Origin of the sequence: Verrucosispora sp. WMMA2044, from assembly GCF_027497155.1 — a bacterium.
GTDB classification, from domain to species: Bacteria; Actinomycetota; Actinomycetes; order Mycobacteriales; family Micromonosporaceae; genus Micromonospora; species Micromonospora palythoicola.
In genome coordinates, this window is the sequence record NZ_CP114913.1 from 3260634 (window position 1) to 3277624 (window position 16991).

The 16991-nt window shown below is 70.6% G+C and carries 16 protein-coding genes; 1 reads left to right on the forward strand and 15 read right to left on the reverse strand.

The features are described 5' to 3' along the window. Nucleotides 1-2: 2 nt before the first annotated feature. From metK to pyrR, 13 genes are all read right to left on the reverse strand, one after another. Nucleotides 3-1196, reverse strand: coding sequence for a methionine adenosyltransferase (gene metK / locus O3597_RS14770; protein WP_164445163.1), 1194 nt, complete (start codon nucleotides 1194-1196; stop codon nucleotides 3-5). An 87-nt stretch (nucleotides 1197-1283) separates the two neighbouring features. After that, entirely contained in the window at nucleotides 1284-2495 is a 1212-nt protein-coding gene (gene coaBC / locus O3597_RS14775) for a bifunctional phosphopantothenoylcysteine decarboxylase/phosphopantothenate--cysteine ligase CoaBC (RefSeq protein ID WP_281601498.1), read from the reverse strand. 14 nt (nucleotides 2496-2509) lie between these two features. Further along, nucleotides 2510-2773, reverse strand: coding sequence for a DNA-directed RNA polymerase subunit omega (gene rpoZ / locus O3597_RS14780; RefSeq protein WP_030335666.1), 264 nt, complete (start codon nucleotides 2771-2773; stop codon nucleotides 2510-2512). A gap of 53 nt (nucleotides 2774-2826) precedes the next feature. Further along, nucleotides 2827-3360 (reverse strand): guanylate kinase, encoded by a 534-nt coding sequence (locus O3597_RS14785; RefSeq protein WP_281601499.1) that lies wholly within the window; start codon nucleotides 3358-3360, stop codon nucleotides 2827-2829. Nucleotides 3361-3385: 25 nt separating this feature from the next. Continuing rightward, nucleotides 3386-3703 (reverse strand): integration host factor, actinobacterial type, encoded by a 318-nt coding sequence (gene mihF / locus O3597_RS14790; RefSeq protein ID WP_007458370.1) that lies wholly within the window; start codon nucleotides 3701-3703, stop codon nucleotides 3386-3388. Nucleotides 3704-3874: 171 nt separating this feature from the next. Continuing rightward, complete coding sequence (pyrF, locus tag O3597_RS14795; protein ID WP_281601500.1) at nucleotides 3875-4711, reverse strand: orotidine-5'-phosphate decarboxylase; 837 nt, start codon at nucleotides 4709-4711, stop codon at nucleotides 3875-3877. Nucleotides 4712-4860: 149 nt separating this feature from the next. Further along, nucleotides 4861-6135: an adenosylmethionine--8-amino-7-oxononanoate transaminase gene (locus tag O3597_RS14800; protein WP_281601501.1), complete on the reverse strand. Its 1275-nt coding sequence runs from the start codon at nucleotides 6133-6135 to the stop codon at nucleotides 4861-4863. A 117-nt stretch (nucleotides 6136-6252) separates the two neighbouring features. Further along, nucleotides 6253-7293, reverse strand: a complete 1041-nt coding sequence (locus O3597_RS14805; protein ID WP_281601502.1) for a quinone-dependent dihydroorotate dehydrogenase — start codon at nucleotides 7291-7293, stop codon at nucleotides 6253-6255. Between the two features lie 97 nt (nucleotides 7294-7390). Beyond that, complete coding sequence (carB, locus tag O3597_RS14810; RefSeq protein ID WP_281601503.1) at nucleotides 7391-10783, reverse strand: carbamoyl-phosphate synthase large subunit; 3393 nt, start codon at nucleotides 10781-10783, stop codon at nucleotides 7391-7393. Continuing rightward, on the reverse strand, nucleotides 10776-11939 hold the full coding sequence (gene carA / locus O3597_RS14815; RefSeq protein WP_281601504.1) for a glutamine-hydrolyzing carbamoyl-phosphate synthase small subunit: 1164 nt from the start codon (nucleotides 11937-11939) through the stop codon (nucleotides 10776-10778). The genes carB and carA overlap by 8 nt, the downstream gene beginning before the upstream one ends. A 55-nt stretch (nucleotides 11940-11994) precedes the next feature. Continuing rightward, a complete protein-coding gene (locus tag O3597_RS14820; RefSeq protein ID WP_281601505.1) occupies nucleotides 11995-13272 on the reverse strand; it encodes a dihydroorotase in 1278 nt (425 codons plus the stop codon). Between the two features lie 55 nt (nucleotides 13273-13327). Further along, entirely contained in the window at nucleotides 13328-14254 is a 927-nt protein-coding gene (locus tag O3597_RS14825; protein ID WP_164445170.1) for an aspartate carbamoyltransferase catalytic subunit, read from the reverse strand. Beyond that, the gene (gene pyrR / locus O3597_RS14830; protein WP_164445171.1) at nucleotides 14251-14838 is read right to left on the reverse strand and encodes a bifunctional pyr operon transcriptional regulator/uracil phosphoribosyltransferase PyrR; all 588 of its coding nucleotides are present in this window, start codon (nucleotides 14836-14838) and stop codon (nucleotides 14251-14253) included. The genes O3597_RS14825 and pyrR overlap by 4 nt, the downstream gene beginning before the upstream one ends. 317 nt (nucleotides 14839-15155) lie before the next feature. Between pyrR and O3597_RS14835 the strand changes: the two genes are divergently transcribed. Then, the gene (locus O3597_RS14835; RefSeq protein WP_007458348.1) at nucleotides 15156-15644 is read left to right on the forward strand and encodes a transcriptional regulator; all 489 of its coding nucleotides are present in this window, start codon (nucleotides 15156-15158) and stop codon (nucleotides 15642-15644) included. Between the two features lie 96 nt (nucleotides 15645-15740). On the opposite strand, the gene nusB is transcribed toward O3597_RS14835, so the two are convergent. Together nusB and efp are read right to left on the reverse strand one after the other, a co-directional pair. Beyond that, nucleotides 15741-16151 carry a transcription antitermination factor NusB gene (gene nusB / locus O3597_RS14840; protein ID WP_170863437.1) on the reverse strand — a complete coding sequence of 137 codons (411 nt, stop codon included), beginning with the start codon at nucleotides 16149-16151 and terminating at the stop codon, nucleotides 15741-15743. A gap of 23 nt (nucleotides 16152-16174) precedes the next feature. Next, nucleotides 16175-16732 carry an elongation factor P gene (gene efp / locus O3597_RS14845; RefSeq protein ID WP_164445173.1) on the reverse strand — a complete coding sequence of 186 codons (558 nt, stop codon included), beginning with the start codon at nucleotides 16730-16732 and terminating at the stop codon, nucleotides 16175-16177. Between the last annotated feature and the right edge of the window lie 259 nt (nucleotides 16733-16991).

The following is a 16991-nucleotide window of genomic DNA, read 5'->3' on the forward strand; positions in this document are numbered from 1 at the left end:
TGTCAGGCTCCGGCGGCCGACTTGAGGTCGGCGGCGCGGTCGGTGGACTCCCAGGTCAGCTCGGGCAGTTCGCGGCCGAAGTGGCCGTAGGCGGCGGTCCGGGAGTAGATCGGCCGCAGCAGGTGCAGATCCCGGATGATGGCGGCCGGACGCAGGTCGAAGATCTCGGTGACCGCCTTCTCGATCGAGGCCACCGGCACCGTCTCGGTACCGAACGTCTCCACGAACAGGCTCACCGGGTGCGCCTTACCGATCGCGTACGCCACCTGCACCTCACACCGCTCCGCCAGACCCGCGGCCACCACGTTCTTGGCCACCCACCGCATCGCGTACGCCGCCGACCGGTCGACCTTCGACGGGTCCTTACCCGAGAAGGCCCCACCACCGTGACGGGCGTAACCACCGTAGGTGTCCACAATGATCTTCCGCCCGGTCAGACCCGCGTCACCCATCGGACCACCGATCTCGAACCGACCGGTCGGATTCACCAGCAACCGGTAGCCCTCGGTGTCCAGACCCAGACTCTCCAACTCCGGAGCGATCACATGATCCCGCACGTCCGGCGTCAGCAGCGACTCCAACGAGATGTCCGCCGCGTGCTGGCTGGACACCACCACCGTGTCCAGACGCACCGGCCGCAGACCGTCGTACTCGATCGTCACCTGCGTCTTACCGTCCGGACGCAGATACGGCACCGTGCCGTCCTTACGCACCGCGGCCAGCCGACGCGCCAACCGGTGCGCCAGCGCGATCGGCAACGGCATCAGCTCGGGCGTCTCCGAGCAGGCGAACCCGAACATCATCCCCTGGTCACCGGCACCCTGCGCGTCCAACGCGCTCTCCGAAGACCCGGTACGCAACTCGAACGCGTTGTCCACACCCTGCGCGATGTCCGGCGACTGCGAACCGATCGAGACACTCACCCCACACGACGCCCCGTCGAACCCCTTCTTCGACGAGTCGTAACCAATACCCAGGATCGTCTCCCGCACGATCGTCGGAATATCGGCATACGCCTTCGTCGTCACCTCACCGGCAACATGCACCTGACCGGTGGTGATCAATGTCTCCACCGCCACGCGACTGTGCGGATCCTGCGTCAACAAGGCATCGAGAATGCCGTCACTGATCTGATCGGCGATCTTGTCCGGGTGGCCTTCCGTGACCGATTCGGACGTGAAGAGGCGGCGTGTCACGGTACTCCTAAGTCTTGGACGTCGTTCCGCAGCAGTCTAGTCACCAACCGTCGACGGCATCGTCCACGGTCGTCTCGGGCCCAGCCGTCAGGAGGAGTTACCGGCCAACCGGGCGACCACCAGGTCCCACACCCCGTCGGCGAGCTCCTCCTTGGACCGCTCGGGCATCCGGCTGACCGAGCCGTCCACGCTGATGACCGTGGCCGCGTTGGTCTCGGCGCCGAAGACCTTGTCCGGCCCGACCTCGTTGATGACGATGAGGTCGGCCCGCTTACGGGCCAGCTTGGCCCGTCCGTTGGCCTCGGCGTCGCTGGTCTCGGCGGCGAACACCACCAGCACCTGCTCCGGCCGACGACGCTGACCCAGCTCGGCGGCGATGTCCGGGTTGGTCACGAGCTCGATGGTGGGTGCGGTGCCGTCGTCCGACTTCTTGATTTTGCCAGGCGTGTACGTCGCCGGGCGGAAATCGGCCGGAGCCGCCGCCATCACCACCACGTCGGCGTCCACCGCCGCCTTCAGCGTGGCCTCCCGCAGTTCCCCGGTCGTACCCACGCGGATCAGATCCGCACCGGCCGGGTCGGGCAGTGCGACGTTGGCCGCGATCAGCGTGACCCGGGCACCACGGGCGAGGGCGGCCCGGGCGAAGGCGTAGCCCTGCTTGCCGGACGACCTGTTGCCCAGGAAGCGCACCGGGTCCAGCGGTTCCCGGGTGCCACCGGCGGTGACCACCACCCGCCGGCCGGTCAGGTCGGCCGGCGCGTCGACGCCGCGGGCCAGGACGCGGCGGGCGACGGCGAAGATCTCCGTCGGCTCCGGCAGCCGGCCCTTGCCGGTGTCGACGCCGGTGAGTCGCCCCACGGCCGGCTCGACGACCCGGACCCCTCGGGCCCGTAGCGTCGCGACGTTGGCGACGGTGGCGGGGTGCTCCCACATCTCGGTGTGCATGGCCGGCGCCAGCAGCACCGGGCAGCGAGCGGTGAGCAGGGTGTTGCTGAGTAGGTCGTCGGCGAGGCCGTGGGCCGCACGGGCCAGCAGGTCGGCGGTGGCGGGCGCGACCACCACCAGGTCGGCCTGCTGACCGAGGCGCACGTGCGGCACCTCGTGCACGTCGGACCAGACGTCCTCGGCGACCGGTTGCCCGGAGAGCGCCGCCCAGGTCGGCGCGCCGACGAAGCGCAACGCGGCCGCGGTGGGCACCACCCGCACCTGGTGGCCCGACTCGGTGAACAGGCGCAGCAACTCGCACGCCTTGTAGGCGGCGATCCCGCCGCCGACGCCGAGGACGATCCGGGCGTTCATCGACGCGCGGGAGATTACGGCTGGTCGGTCGGCTCTGCGGTGAGCAGGCCCGAGTTGATCTCGCGCATCGCGATGGAGAGCGGCTTCTCCTGGGGGGTGGTCTCGACAAGCGGACCGACGTACTCCAGCAGGCCCTCACCGAGCTGGCTGTAGTAGGCGTTCACCTGACGGGCGCGCTTGGCCGCGAAGATGACAAGCGCGTACTTCGACGTCGTCTTCTCCAGGAGCTCGTCGATCGGCGGGTTGGTGATGCCTTCGGGGTTGGCGATGGATCCCACGGATGAACCTCTGCGTCTTTCGCACGGACCGCGCGTGCGCGCGGTGCCGGCGCTCAACCGCGCGGACGCGGCCGGGCCGGAGCCAGGAAGGAAGAACCGATGAATCCTACCAGTTCGTCCACGACCCGCTCGATGCGGTCGTGCGACACGCTGAGGTCGACGGCCGCCACCACGGCCGGGCCCGGCAGCCGACCGGGCGGATGGAGCAGGACGAGTCGCGCCCCCGGCCACCCCGCCCGGACCAGCAACGCCCCGGCCAGGTCCAACGCGAGCAGCACCGGCTGCCCGGCGGCGAGCCGGCGGCGCACCGGGGTGATCTCCGTGCCGCGCCGGTACCCGCCGAGCCGGCTCCATTCCAGCAGTTCGCCCTCGGCGAGCTGACGGTCGAACTCCTCCGACGTGACGAAGTGTCGGTGGACGCCGTCCAGTTCGCTGCTCCGGCGGGGCCGGGTGGTGACCGTGATCGGCGTCCACACTGACGGAGAACGCGCCCGGATCAGCTCGACGACACTCTCCCTGCCGGCACCGGATGGGCCGGCCAGGACAGTGAGCCGAGCCGCCGGGCGCGCCTCGTCATCCAAGCTCACTGCTTGTTTCTACCCGCAGTCGTGCTCAGTTGGCGGCGAACTCCCCAAGCAGGGCCTTGCGCTGCTGCTCGCCGAGGCCACGCAGCCGGCGGCTGTCGGCAATCTTGAGCTTCTCCATGATTTGAGTAGCCCGGATCTTGCCGATGCCCGGCATGGCCTGCAGCACGGCCGACACCTTGAGCTTGCCGACGACATCGTCGGACTCGGCCCGCTCAAGAACGGCTCCGAGGGTGGTCTTGCCCTGCTTGAGCTGCTCCTTCAGCTCGGCACGGGCTTTGCGGATCTCCGCAGCCTTCTCCAGCGCGGCTGCGCGCTGCTCGGGGGTCAGTGACGGGAGCGGCACCAGTTCTCCTCAGGTCCCTATCGCGACGGGCGGGACGCGCCGCCGCATCTGTGAAACGTGGTGTCGCTGTGAACCAAGGGGTTCCCAGCGCGGGGAAAACTAGCGGTCAACGGAGCTTTCGGCAACGTGGGCGCGCGATGATCACCACAAAGTGACCGAGTCATCAGTCAGTCATGACATTGCCAGGACCGCCCGACACTCGGCCACGGCGCGGTCCGCGGCGGCTCGCAACGCCGCCGGATCGGGCCCGGCGCTCAGCACCTCACGGGAGTACGCGGGCAGCACGGCCGGCACCGCGGAGCCGAAGACGACCCGCAGATCCGCCGCCGTGGCACCCTGCGCGCCGAGGCCGGGTGCGAGCAGCGGGCCGTTCACCGCCGAGAGGTCGCAGTCGGTCTTCCCGACCGTCGCGCCGATCACGGCACCGATGCTCCCGATCGGCTCAGCACCCGCGTTGAGCTGGGAAATCTCGTCAAGAACGGTCTGCGCGACGGTTCGTCCGTCGGCGCTGCGCGCCCGCTGCACCGAGGCACCCTCGGGGTTGGAGGTGAGCGCCAGGACGAAGACGCCACCGCCGTGCTCGGCAGCCAGCTCGAACATCGGCGCCAGCGAGCCGACCCCCAGGAAGGGGCTCGCGGTCACCGCGTCGACATACATGGGGCTGGATGGATCAAGGTAGGCCGACGCGTACGCGCGGACCGTCGAGCCGATGTCGCCGCGCTTGGCGTCGAGCAGAACGAGCGAGCCGAGATTTCGTAACTGTCGGATAGTTGACTCAAGGACCGCCATCCCTTGAGACCCGAACCGCTCGAAGAACGCCGACTGGGGCTTGACCACCGCAACCCGGTCACCAAGGGCGTCCACGACGGTCCGGGCGAATCGATCGAGCCCGGCCACATCGTCGCCAAGACCCCACTGCGCCAGCAACGCCGGATGTGGGTCGATCCCCACGCAGAGCGGGCCGCGCTCGTGCATCGCCCGGTGCAGCCGGGCGCCGAAGCTCTCCATAGCCAGTACCTTCCTCTCGTGCTGTGCCGGATTTGCACCGTTCACGCCTACTCAGCAGGCTCGGTTCAGACCCCCGCCGGGTTACTCCAATTCCCGGCACCTGCCGAGCACGGCTACTCAAATCGAGCCGAGCGTCGGCGACCGCCTACTCAGCCCACCGTGATCGCTGCCGCGACACCCGTCACCAGGGTCGCCAGGTCGGCGTCCGTGGTGACGTACGGCGGCATCGTGTAGACCAGGTTCCGGAACGGACGCAGCCACACCCCCTGGGCCACCGCGGCGGCCGTGGCCGCGCCGACATCCACCTCGTGGTCCAGTTCGACCACGCCGATGGCGCCGAACACGCGCACGTCCACCACGCCCGGCGCGCCGCGCAGCGGCGTCAGCCCGGACCGCAGCCCCCGATCGAGCCGCGCCACCTGACCGGACCAGTCCCCGGCCCGCAGCAGGCCCAGCGACGCGTTGGCGACCGCGCAGGCGAGCGGGTTGCCCATGAACGTCGGGCCGTGCGCGAGCACGCCGCCGGCGCGGATGCCCCGCGCGACCTCGGCGGTGCACAGCGCCGCGGCCAGGGTGAGGTAGCCGCCGGTGAGCGCCTTGCCGACGCAGAGCACGTCCGGGGTGACTCCGGCGTGTTCGGCGGCGAACATCGTCCCGGTACGGCCGAAACCGGTGGCGATCTCGTCGAAGATCAGCAGCACTCCGTGTGCCCGGGTCACCTCGCGCAGCACCCGCAGATAGTGCGGATGGTGGAAGCGCATCCCGCCCGCGCCCTGCACCACCGGCTCCACGATCACGGCGGCCAGTTCGTGGGCGTGCCGCTCGACCGCGTCGATCAGCGCCGCCTCGTACGCCGGGTCCGGCGGGCTGTCGAAGCCGCCCGGCGGTACCGGGGCGAAGACCTGTCGCGGCAGCACGTCCCCCCAGAGGTGGTGCATGCCACCCTCGGGGTCGCAGACGCTCATCGGATGGAAGGTGTCGCCGTGGTACCCGCCCCGCCACGTGCCCAACCGGTGCCGCCGCGGCCGGCCGGTGGCCCGCTGGTACTGCAGGCACATCTTCACGGCGACCTCGACACTCACCGAACCGGAGTCGGCCAGGAACACGTGCTCCAGCCCGTCGGGCGTCAGCTCGACCAGGGTGCGAGCCAGTTCCACGGCCGGCGCGTGGGTCAGCCCGCCGAACATGACGTGACTCATCCGGCCCACCTGGTCGACCACGGCCGCGTCCAGGACCGGGTGCCGGTAGCCGTGGATCGCCGCCCACCAGGAGGACATCCCGTCGATCAGCTCACGGCCGTCGGCCAGCCGCAGCCGCACCCCCTCGGCGCTGTCCACCAGGTACGGCGCCACCGCCGGCGGCAACGCCGCGTACGGATGCCACACGTGCGCCGCGTCGGCGGCAAGCACCTCCTCCGGCGTCATCAGCCCTCCTTGTGCCCCCCTTTGCTCTGCTTCACCGGACGCACGACGGCTGCGCCGAAACCGTTGCGTGGGGTGAAGCAGAGCAAAGGCAGTGGTGAGTAGGTGGTGTCCGTGTCGTCAGGCTCCGGTCGTGGCCGGACGTACGGCACCGGCGGCCGCGCGGGCGACGGCGCGGGGCAGCGCCGGGCCACGGTAGATGAAGCCGGTGTAGAGCTGCACCAGGCTCGCACCGGCGTCGAACATCCGGGTCGCGTCGTCGGGATCGACGATGCCACCCACCCCGATCACCGGCAGTCGCCCGCCCGTCTCGGTGTGCACGAAGGCGACCACCTGCCGCGCCCGGTCGGCCAGGGGACGGCCGGAGAGCCCACCGGCCTCGCCGGAGCGCCCCCGGTCGGCCGGGGCCAGCCCGTCCCGTCCGAGGGTGGTGTTCGTGGCGATCACTCCGGCGGCGCCTCGGGACAGGCACACCTCGAGCAACTCGGCGATGGCCGGCTCGGTGAGGTCGGGGGCGATCTTCACCAGCACCGGCTTCTCCCCCACCAACGCCGCGAGCAGCGCGTCAAGGTGCTCCCGGTCCTGCAACGCGCGCAGCCCCGGGGTGTTCGGTGAGGAGACGTTGACCGCGAAGTAGTCACCGTGATCGCGCAGCGCGCGGTAGGACTCCCGGTAGTCCTCCACCGCGTCCTCCAGGGCCGTCACCTTCGACTTGCCCAGCGAGATTCCCAGCGGTACGCCGAGCGGACGTGGCAGCGCCGCGAGCCGGTCCGCCAGCGCCTGCGCCCCGGCGTTGTTGAAACCCATCCTGTTGATCACAGCCTCGCTGTCGACCAGCCGGAACAGCCGGGGCCGGGGATTGCCCGGCTGCGGACGCGCCGTCACCGTGCCGACCTCGACGAAACCGAAGCCCAGCGCCGGCCACGCCGGCAGCGCCACCCCGTCCTTGTCCATCCCGGCGGCCAGCCCGACCGGATTGGCGAACCGCACTCCGAACACGGTGCGCGGCGCCGCCACCGCGTACCGGGCCCGCACCGCCGCCAGCGCCACCGGCATCCGGGACAACGTGGCCAACCGCCGCAGGGTGAACTCGTGCGCCACCTCCGCGTCCCCGCCCCCGATCCGAAACAACCCCCGCCGCACGGTCCCCTCGAAGATCACGCCACCCCTCCCCAAACCCACGCGTCGATCATGAAGTTGTTGTCCCGACACGCCAAGGCGGCCGACAACAACTTCATGATCAACGAGAGCTGGGCGGTCACTGGGTGGGCCGGAGGATGGCGTGCAGGGACTGGAGAGGGCGTACCTGCATGTCGCCGCGGATTCGGGCCTCGATGCCCATGACGGCGGCGGCGGCGCCGGGGACGGTGGTGATGCAGGGGATGTCGGCGGTGACCGCCGCACTGCGGATCTCGTAACCGTCGGAGCGGGCGCTGGCACCGGAACCCTGGGGCGTGTTGACGACCAGGGCGACGTGGCCGCCGAGGATCAGCGACACCGCGTCGTCCTCGGAGCCGGCCTCGTAGTGCTTCGGGACCTGTTCACAGGCGATGCCGTGCCGGCGCAGCACTTCGGCGGTACCGCTGGTCGCGACGATGTCGAAGCCGAGATCGGCCAGCCGCTTGATCGGGAAGATCATGCCGCGCTTGTCCCGGTTGGCCACCGAGACGAAGATCCTGCCCTCGGTCGGCAACGAACCGTACGCCGCCGACTGCGACTTGGCGAAGGCCTGCCCGAAGGCGATGTCGATCCCCATCACCTCGCCGGTCGACTTCATCTCCGGGCCGAGCAGCGAGTCCACGCCCTTGCCGGCCGGGGTGCGGAACCGCTTGAAGGGCAGCACCGCCTCCTTCACCGCGATCGGGGCGTCCGGCGGCAGCGAACCACCGTCCCCGGTCGCCGGCAACATGCCCTCGGCGCGCAACTCGGCCAGGGTCGCGCCGAGCGCGATCCGGGCCGCCGCCTTGGCCAGCGGCACCGCCGTGGCCTTCGAGACGAACGGCACGGTACGCGAGGCGCGCGGGTTGGCCTCCAGCACGTACAGCGCGTCGTCCTTGAGCGCGTACTGCACGTTGAGCAGCCCCCGTACGCCGATGCCCCGGGCGATCGCCTCGGTGTAGCGGCGGACCTGGGCCACGTGCGAACTGGCCAGGGTGATCGGGGGCAGGGCGCAGGAGGAGTCGCCGGAGTGGATGCCCGCCTCCTCGATGTGCTCCATGATCCCACCGAGGTAGACCTCGCCGTCGGCGTCGCAGAGCGCGTCCACGTCGATCTCGATGGCGTCGTCGAGGAAACTGTCGACGAGCACCGGGTGGTCGGGCGAGATGTCGGTGGCCCGGCCGATGTAGTCGCGCAGCGTGGCGTCGTCGTACACGATCTCCATGCCGCGACCGCCGAGCACGTACGACGGCCGGACCAGCACCGGGTAGCCGATCTCGTCGGCGATCTCCTTCGCCTCGTCGTACGAGGTGGCGGTGCCGTGCGCCGGCGCGCGCAGGCCGGCCCGGGCCAGCAGCGACCCGAAGGCGCCCCGCTCCTCGGCCAGGTGGATCGACTCCGGGGAGGTACCCACCACCGGCACTCCGGCGTCCTTGAGCCGCTGGGCCAGCCCGAGCGGCGTCTGCCCGCCCAGCTGCACGATCACGCCGACCACGCCCGGCCCGCCGGCCGCCCGGCCGGAGGAGTCCTCCGCGTGCCAGACCTCCAGCACGTCCTCGAAGGTCAGCGGCTCGAAGTAGAGCCGGTCCGCGGTGTCGTAGTCGGTGGAGACGGTCTCCGGGTTGCAGTTGACCATCACGGTCTCGAAACCGGCGCCTGCGGCGCCGGAAGCGGACGCAGCGGCCCTGCCGATCGGGGCGCTGCGCAGCGCCTGAACCGCGTGCACGCAGGAGTAGTCGAACTCGATGCCCTGTCCGATCCGGTTCGGCCCGGAGCCCAGGATCAGCACCTTGGGCCGCACCGAGCCGACCACCTCGGTCTCCGCGTCGTACGAGGAGTAGTGGTAGGGAGTCATGGCCTCGAACTCGGCGGCGCAGGTGTCCACCGTCTTGTACACCGGCCGGATGCCGAGGCGGTGCCGCAGCTTCCGTACCCCGTCCTCGGCGGCCAGCTCGGGGCGCAGCGCGGCCAGCTGCCGGTCGGACAGGCCGGCCCGCTTCGCCCGACGCAGCAGCTCCGCGTCCAGCACCGGTGCCGCCACGATCTCGGCACGCAGCTCGACAAGGGCGGCGATCTGGTCCAGGAACCACGGGTCGATGCCGCCGGACGCGGCGCTGACCTCGGCGATCGAGGCGCCCAGTCGCAACGCCCGCTCCACCGTGTAGAGCCGCCCGTCGTGCGGCATGCCCAACGCGGCGAGGGTGTTCTCCCTGGTGGCGCCCTGCGGATCCGGCACGGTCCAGAAGCCGGAAGCCTTGGTTTCCATCGAGCGCATGGCCTTGTTCAGCGCCTCGGTGAAGTTGCGCCCGAGGCTCATCGCCTCGCCGACCGACTTCATCGTGGTGGTCAGCTCCGGGTCCGCGCCGGGGAACTTCTCGAACGCGAACCGGGGGATCTTCACCACCACGTAGTCGAGCGTCGGCTCGAACGCGGCCGGCGTCTTGCGGGTGATGTCGTTGGGGATCTCGTCGAGGGTGTAGCCGATGGCCAGCTTCGCGGCGATCTTCGCGATCGGGAAGCCGGTCGCCTTCGACGCCAGCGCCGATGAGCGGGACACCCGCGGGTTCATCTCGATGACGACGATGCGACCGTCGGCCGGGTTCACCGCGAACTGGATGTTGCAGCCCCCGGTGTCCACGCCGACCTCCCGCAGCACCGCGATGCCCAGGTCGCGTAGGTGCTGGTACTCCCGGTCGGTGAGCGTCATGGCCGGTGCCACGGTGACGCTGTCACCGGTGTGCACGCCCATCGGGTCCAGGTTCTCGATCGAGCAGACCACCACCACGTTGTCGTGGCGGTCCCGCATGAGTTCGAGCTCGTACTCCTTCCAGCCGAGCACGCTCTCCTCGATGAGCACCTCGTGCACCGGGCTGGCGGCCAGGCCGGTGCCCGCGATGCGGTCCAGGTCGGCGTCGGTGTGCGCCATCCCCGAGCCGAGGCCGCCCATGGTGAACGACGGCCGGATCACCACCGGCAGGCCCAGCTCGGCGACGGTCTCCCGGACCTCGTCCATCGAGTGGCAGACCCGCGAACGTGGCACCAGCGCCGCCGGGTCGGCCACGCCGAGGCGTACGCCGGCCTTCGCCACGATCTCCTTGAACAGCTGCCGGTCCTCGCCGCGCCGGATCGCGTCGATGTTCGCGCCGATCAGCTCGACGCCGTACTTCTCCAGCACCCCGGCCTCGTGCAGGGCCACGGCGGTGTTCAGGGCGGTCTGCCCGCCCAGGGTGGGCAGTACCGCGTCCGGGCGTTCCTTGGCGATGACCAGCTCGACGAACTCCGGAGTGATCGGCTCGACGTAGGTGGCGTCGGCGAACTCCGGGTCGGTCATGATCGTGGCCGGGTTGGAGTTGACCAGGCTGACCCGGATTCCCTCGGCACGCAGCACCCGGCACGCCTGCGTCCCCGAGTAGTCGAACTCGCAGGCCTGTCCGATGACGATCGGTCCCGACCCGATCACCAGGATGTGCTTGAGATCGGTCCGCTTAGGCATTGGTACGTCCCCCACTGAGAGCCCGGCCGTCGATCAGCTCGGCGAAGCGGTCGAAGAGATAGTCCGCGTCGTGCGGGCCGGCCGCCGCCTCCGGGTGGTACTGAACGGTGAAGGCGGGCACGTCGCGCGCCCGCAGCCCCTCGACCACGTTGTCGTTGAGGCAGACGTGCGACACCTGGACGCCACCGAACTCGGTGTCGATCACCTGGTCCGGCACGACCGCCCCGGCCCGGACACCCGGAACCTCGACGGCGAAGCCGTGGTTGTGGCTGGTCACCTCCACCTTGCCGGTGGCCCGGTCGAGCACGGGCTGGTTGATGCCCCGGTGGCCGTAGCCGAGCTTGTAGGTGCCGAAGCCGAGCGCCCGGCCGAGGATCTGGCTGCCGAAGCAGATGCCGAACAGCGGCACCTCGCGGCGCATCACCTCCCGCGCCAGGGCGACCGGAGCGTCGGCGGTCGCCGGGTCGCCGGGGCCCGGTGAGAAGAAGACCGCGTCGGCGCCGGTGGCCAGCAGGTCCTCGATCGTCGAGTGGGCCGGCAGCACGTGGGTGGTCACGCCACGCGCGGCGAGCCGCCGCGGCACGTTGCGCTTGATGCCCAGGTCGAGCGCGGCCACCGTGAACCGGTGCTCGCCCTCGGCGTCGACCACGTACGGCGTCGCGGTGGTCACCTCGGCGGAGAGGTCCGCGCCGAGCATCTGCGGCGACCGGCGGACCCGGTCGAGCAGCGTCTGCGGGTCGTCCTCGACACTGGAGATGCCCACCCGCATCGCGCCGCGTTCGCGCAGGTGGCGGGTCAGCGCCCGGGTGTCGACGCCGCTGATGCCGACCACCCCCTCGGTGGCCAGCCGGTCCTCCAGTCCGCCGGTGGCCCGCCAGTTGGAGCTGACCCGGGCCGGGTCACGCACCACGTAGCCGGCCACCCAGATCCGACGCGACTCGTCGTCGGAGGTGTTGACGCCGGTGTTGCCGATGTGCGGTGCGGTCTGCACCACCACCTGACGGTGGTACGACGGGTCGGTGAGCGTCTCCTGGTAACCGGTCATCCCGGTGTTGAAGACCGCCTCGCCGAAGGTCTCACCGACACTGCCGTACGCCTCACCGTGGAAGGTGCGCCCGTCCTCCAGGACGAGAATCGCTGGACGCCTACGACTCATGCCGTTCCTCCGATCCGGACTGCGGTGCTCCGCTGCGCTGCGCTCCTCGCTCGGATCACTTGACTGCCTTTCCGTCCAGAACCGTCGCCTCGCCACGCAGGAAGGTCGCCACGATGCGACCCGGCAGCGTCATCCGGGCGTACGGGGTGTTGCGGCTACGGCTGGCCAGTTCCGCCGGCTCGATCACCCGGCGGGCAGCCGGGTCGACCAGGGTCAGGGTGGCCGGCGCGCCGGGGGCCGGGTCGTGGCCGTGTTCGGTGAGCCCGGCGATCCGGGCCGGGGTACGGGACATCCGCTCGGCGATCAGGTCCCACCGCGGACCCAGCACGTCGAGCGCGATGGACAGCGCCGTCTCCAGCCCGAGCATGCCCGGCCGAGCGTACGCCCACTCGCACTCCTTGTCCTCGACGGCGTGCGGGGCGTGGTCGGTGGCGATGATGTCGATCACTCCGTCGACCAGGGCGGCCCGCAGCGCGGCGATGTCGGTGGCGGTGCGCAGCGGCGGGTTGACCTTGAAGACAGGGTCGTAGGTCTCGGCACGCGCGTCGGTGAGCAGCAGGTGGTGCGGGGTCACCTCGGCGGTGACGCGTACCCCCCGGGCCTTGGCGTGGCGCAGCACCTCGACGCTGCCGGCGGTGGAGACGTGGCAGACGTGCAGCCGGCTGCCCACGTGCTCGGCCAGCAGCACGTCCCGGGCGATGATCGCCTCCTCGGCGACCGCCGGCCAACCGGTCAGACCCAGCCGGGTGGAGACCTCACCCTCGTGCATCTGTGCGCCCTCGGTGAGCCGGGGCTCCTCGGCGTGCTGGGCGATGATGCCGTCGAAGGCCTTCACGTACTCCAGCGCCCGACGCATCAGCCGGGGGTCGGCGACGCAGTGGCCGTCGTCGGAGAAGATCCGCACCCGGGCCGCCGAGTCGGCCATCGCGCCGAGTTCGGCCAGCCGCTCGCCGGCCAGGCCGACGGTGACCGCGCCGATCGGCTGCACGTCGACCAGCCCGGCCTCGCGGCCGAGCCGCCACACCTGTTCCACCACGCCCGCGGTGTCGGCCACCGGCGAGGTGTTCGCCATCGCGCAGACCGCGGTGTAGCCGCCGAGCGCCGCCGCCCGGGAACCGGTCTCGACGGTCTCGGCGTCCTCCCGGCCGGGCTCGCGCAGGTGGGTGTGCAGGTCGACCAGGCCGGGCAGGGCGACCAGCCCGTCGGCCTCGACCACCGTGGCGTCGGGCGCGGCGAGGCCCGCGCCGGTCTCGGCGACGACACCGTCGCGGATCAGCAGGTCGGTCGGTGCGGCGCCGAGGACGCTGACGTTCCTGATCAGGTACGAGTTCACTGTGCTTCCTTCGTTCGCGACTGCGGGGCTCGCAGAACCGGCTCACTCCTCGCGCTCACCGGTTGTTCCCCCCGAGCAGCAGGTAGAGGACGGCCATCCGGACGGACACACCGTTGGCGACCTGTTCGACGATGGTGGAGCGGGGCGAGTCCGCGACCTCCGGCGTGATCTCCATGCCCCGGTTCATCGGGCCGGGGTGCATGACGATGGCGTGCTCGGGCAGTCGGCCCATCCGCGGACCGTCCAGTCCGTAACGGCGGGCGTACTCACGGGCGGACGGAAAGTAGGAGTCGTTCATCCGCTCGCGCTGCACCCGCAGCATCATCACCACGTCCGAGGTGGGCAGCACCGCGTCGAGGTCGTAGCAGACGTCGGTACCGGGGGCGAGGGCGGCGGCGATGTCGACCGGGATCAGCGTGGGCGGTCCGACCAGCGTCACCTTGGCACCGAGGGTGGACAGCAGCAACACGTTGGAGCGCGCCACCCGGGAGTGCAGCACGTCGCCGACCACCGCCACCGACAGGCCGGCCAGCCGTCCCAGCCGGGACCGCATCGTGTACGCGTCGAGCAACGCCTGGGTGGGATGCTCGTGGGTGCCGTCGCCCGCGTTGACCACCGAACCGTCGACCCAGTCGGCGAGGCGGTGCGGGGCACCCGAGGCGGGGTGGCGAACCACCACCGCGTCGGCCCCCATCGCCTGCAGGGTCAACGCGGTGTCCTTCAGGCTCTCGCCCTTGGCGACGCTGGAACCCTTCGCCGAAAAGTTGATCACATCGGCGCTGAGCCGCTTGGCCGCCGCCTCGAACGAGATCCGGGTACGGGTCGAGTCCTCGTAGAAGAGGTTGACCACGGTCCGGCCGCGCAAGGCGGGCAGCTTCTTGACCTCACGACCGGCCACCGCGGCCATCTCGGCGGCGGTGTCCAGGATCTGGGTGGCGGTGTCGGCGTCGAGGTCCGCGCCGGAGAGCAGGTGCCTGATCATGAGGGGGTCTCCTCGCCGTGGAGCCGGACCTCGTCCGCGCCGTCGGTCTCGGCCAGCGTCACCTTGACGTTCTCGGCGAGCGCCGTCGGGATGTTCTTGCCGACGTAGTCGGCGCGGATCGGTAGCTGCCGGTGTCCCCGGTCGACGAGCACGGCGAGTTGCACCGAGGCGGGCCGCCCCAGGTCGCCGAGCGCGTCGAGGGCGGCCCGGACGGTCCGGCCGGAGAAGAGGACGTCATCGACGAGGATCACCCGTTTGCCGTCGATGCCACCGGCCGGCAACTGGGTCGGGCCGACCGCGCGGGTGGCGTGTCGGCGCAGGTCGTCGCGGTAGAGAGTGATGTCGAGCACGCCGACCGGCACGGAGATGCCCTCGAAGGAACTGATCCGGGCGGCGAGGCGGTCGGCGAGCGGGGCACCCCGGGTGGGGATGCCGAGCAACACGGTGTCGGCCGCCCCCTGGGTCTTCTCGAGGATCTGGTGAGCGATGCGATCGACCACGCGGTGCAGGTCGGCGCTGGTCAGGATCACCTTCACCGAGGGTTGTCGCGGCGGCGACGACCGGGCAGCCGGTGGGTAGGCCACAGCGGACCTCCTTCCCCGCCTCACGGGACGGGTCGTTAAAGGACGTCGGAACCTCCCGGCCGGCCGAGGAGCGGCCGGCGGAGGGGCTTGGGCAACGTTACCAGTGGTCGTCGCCGCCTCGACGCGCGGGCACCAGGTACGACGGCGTAACCCCGTCGACGTTGGCTGACTGGCCAGTCAGCGAGACGAAACCGGACAAGTCACCCGGAGTGCACCATGGGAAGATCGCGACCACTTGACCAGGTGTACGAATCCCCGTACCGTCACGCTCCGTAGCGAATCGCTGGGAGAACCCGAGCAGCACTGGGAGTGTCCGAATGCCCTCTGAATACGCCAAGTCTCTGGGCGCCCGCCTGCGCTCCATCCGCCAGCAGCAGGGCCTGTCCCTGCAGGGGGTGGAGGAGAAGTCGAACGGGCGATGGAAGGCGGTCGTGGTCGGCTCGTACGAGCGCGGCGACCGGGCCGTCACGGTGTCCCGACTGGCCGAGCTGGCCGAGTTCTACCGCGTTCCGGTCTCGGAGTTGCTGCCCGACGGCAGCGGGGTACGACACGAACCCACCAGCAAGATCGTTCTGGACCTGGAGCGTCTCTACGACGAGGCCAGCGAGGACCTCGCCTACGTGGCCCGCTACGCGCGCGCCATCCAGCAGCAGCGCGGGGACTACAACGGCCGGGTGCTGTCGATTCGCGCCGACGACCTGCGTGCCCTCGCGATCGTCTACGACGCCTCGCCGTCCGGCCTGATCGAGCGGCTGACCGAGCACGGCGTACTGGTCGCCGACCCACGGGCATTCTTCGCTTCCTGAGATCGACCCCGCGACAAGGGCCCGTGCCGTCCGGCACGGGCCCCTTTCGTCGCTGTCGTCGCAGGTGCCGGCGGTCACCGGGGACCGCTGCCCACCTCAGCGGGTGGCGTACTCCGCGATCCGGCCGAGCAGACCGTTGAGGAAGCGCGGCGAGTCGTCGGTCGACATCTGCCGCGCCAACTCCACCGCCTCGCTGATCGCCACCGCGTCGTCGATCTCGTCCAGGTAGAGCAGCTCGTAGACCGCGATCCGGGCGAGGTTACGGTCGACCACCGGCATCCGGTCGAGCGTCCAGCCCTCGGCGTAGCTGGAGATCAGCTCGTCGATCCGGTCCAGATGCCCGGCCACCCCCTCGACCAGGCCGACCGCGTACCCCAGGTGGTCGGGGCGCGGCTTCTCGATCCGCTCGACGTAGCCGGCCAGCACCTCGACCGGCGGACGATCACGCAGGTCGGCCTCGAAGAGCACGTCCAACGCGCGCTTACGCGCCTTGCGGCGCGCCGGCATCTGCTGCTTCGGACCCTCGGACATCAGGCGCGGCCGAGGTAACGGCCGTCGCGGGTGTCGACCTTGATCTTCTCGCCGGTGGTGACGAAGAGCGGCACCTGGACGGTCGCGCCCGTCTCCACCGTCGCCGGCTTGTTACCGCCGGTGGAACGGTCGCCCTGCAGACCCGGCTCGGTGTAGGTGACCTCCAGCACGACCGAGGTCGGCAACTCGATGTAGAGCGGCACGCCCTCGTGGGTGGCCACGATCGCCTCGGCCTCCGGCAGCAGGTAGTTGGCGGCCTCGCCGACCGTCCCGCCCATTACCGTGATCTGGTCGAACGTCTCCATGTCCATGAAGACGTAGTCCTCGCCGTCGGCGTAGAGATACTGCATCGTGCGCTTGTCGACGGTCGCGGTCTCAACCTTGGTGCCCGCGTTGAAGGTCTTGTCGACCACCTTGCCGGAGAGCACGTTCTTCAGCGTGGTACGCACGAACGCACCACCCTTACCGGGCTTGACGTGCTGGAACTCGACGACGGCCCAGAGCTCCCCGTCGAGGTTGAGTACCAGGCCGTTCTTCAGGTCGTTGGTGGTGGCCATTTCCTGCCTTGATCATCATTTGGCGGACAGACCTGGCAAGTCTACTAGCCGCTCCGCGGCCCGCCGACCGCCGTCGCCCGCTGCTGGCCGCCCACCCCGTCCAACCAGCCCCCCCGCAGTCCGCACGGCGTGACGAGGTCTGGCGCGGCGTGACGAGATCCGGCGCGGCGTGGCGGGGTCCGGCCCGGCGTGGAAGCGTCCGGCCCGGCGTAGCGGGGTCCGGCGCGGCCCAGCGTGACACGCACGGCTAGCACGCCGT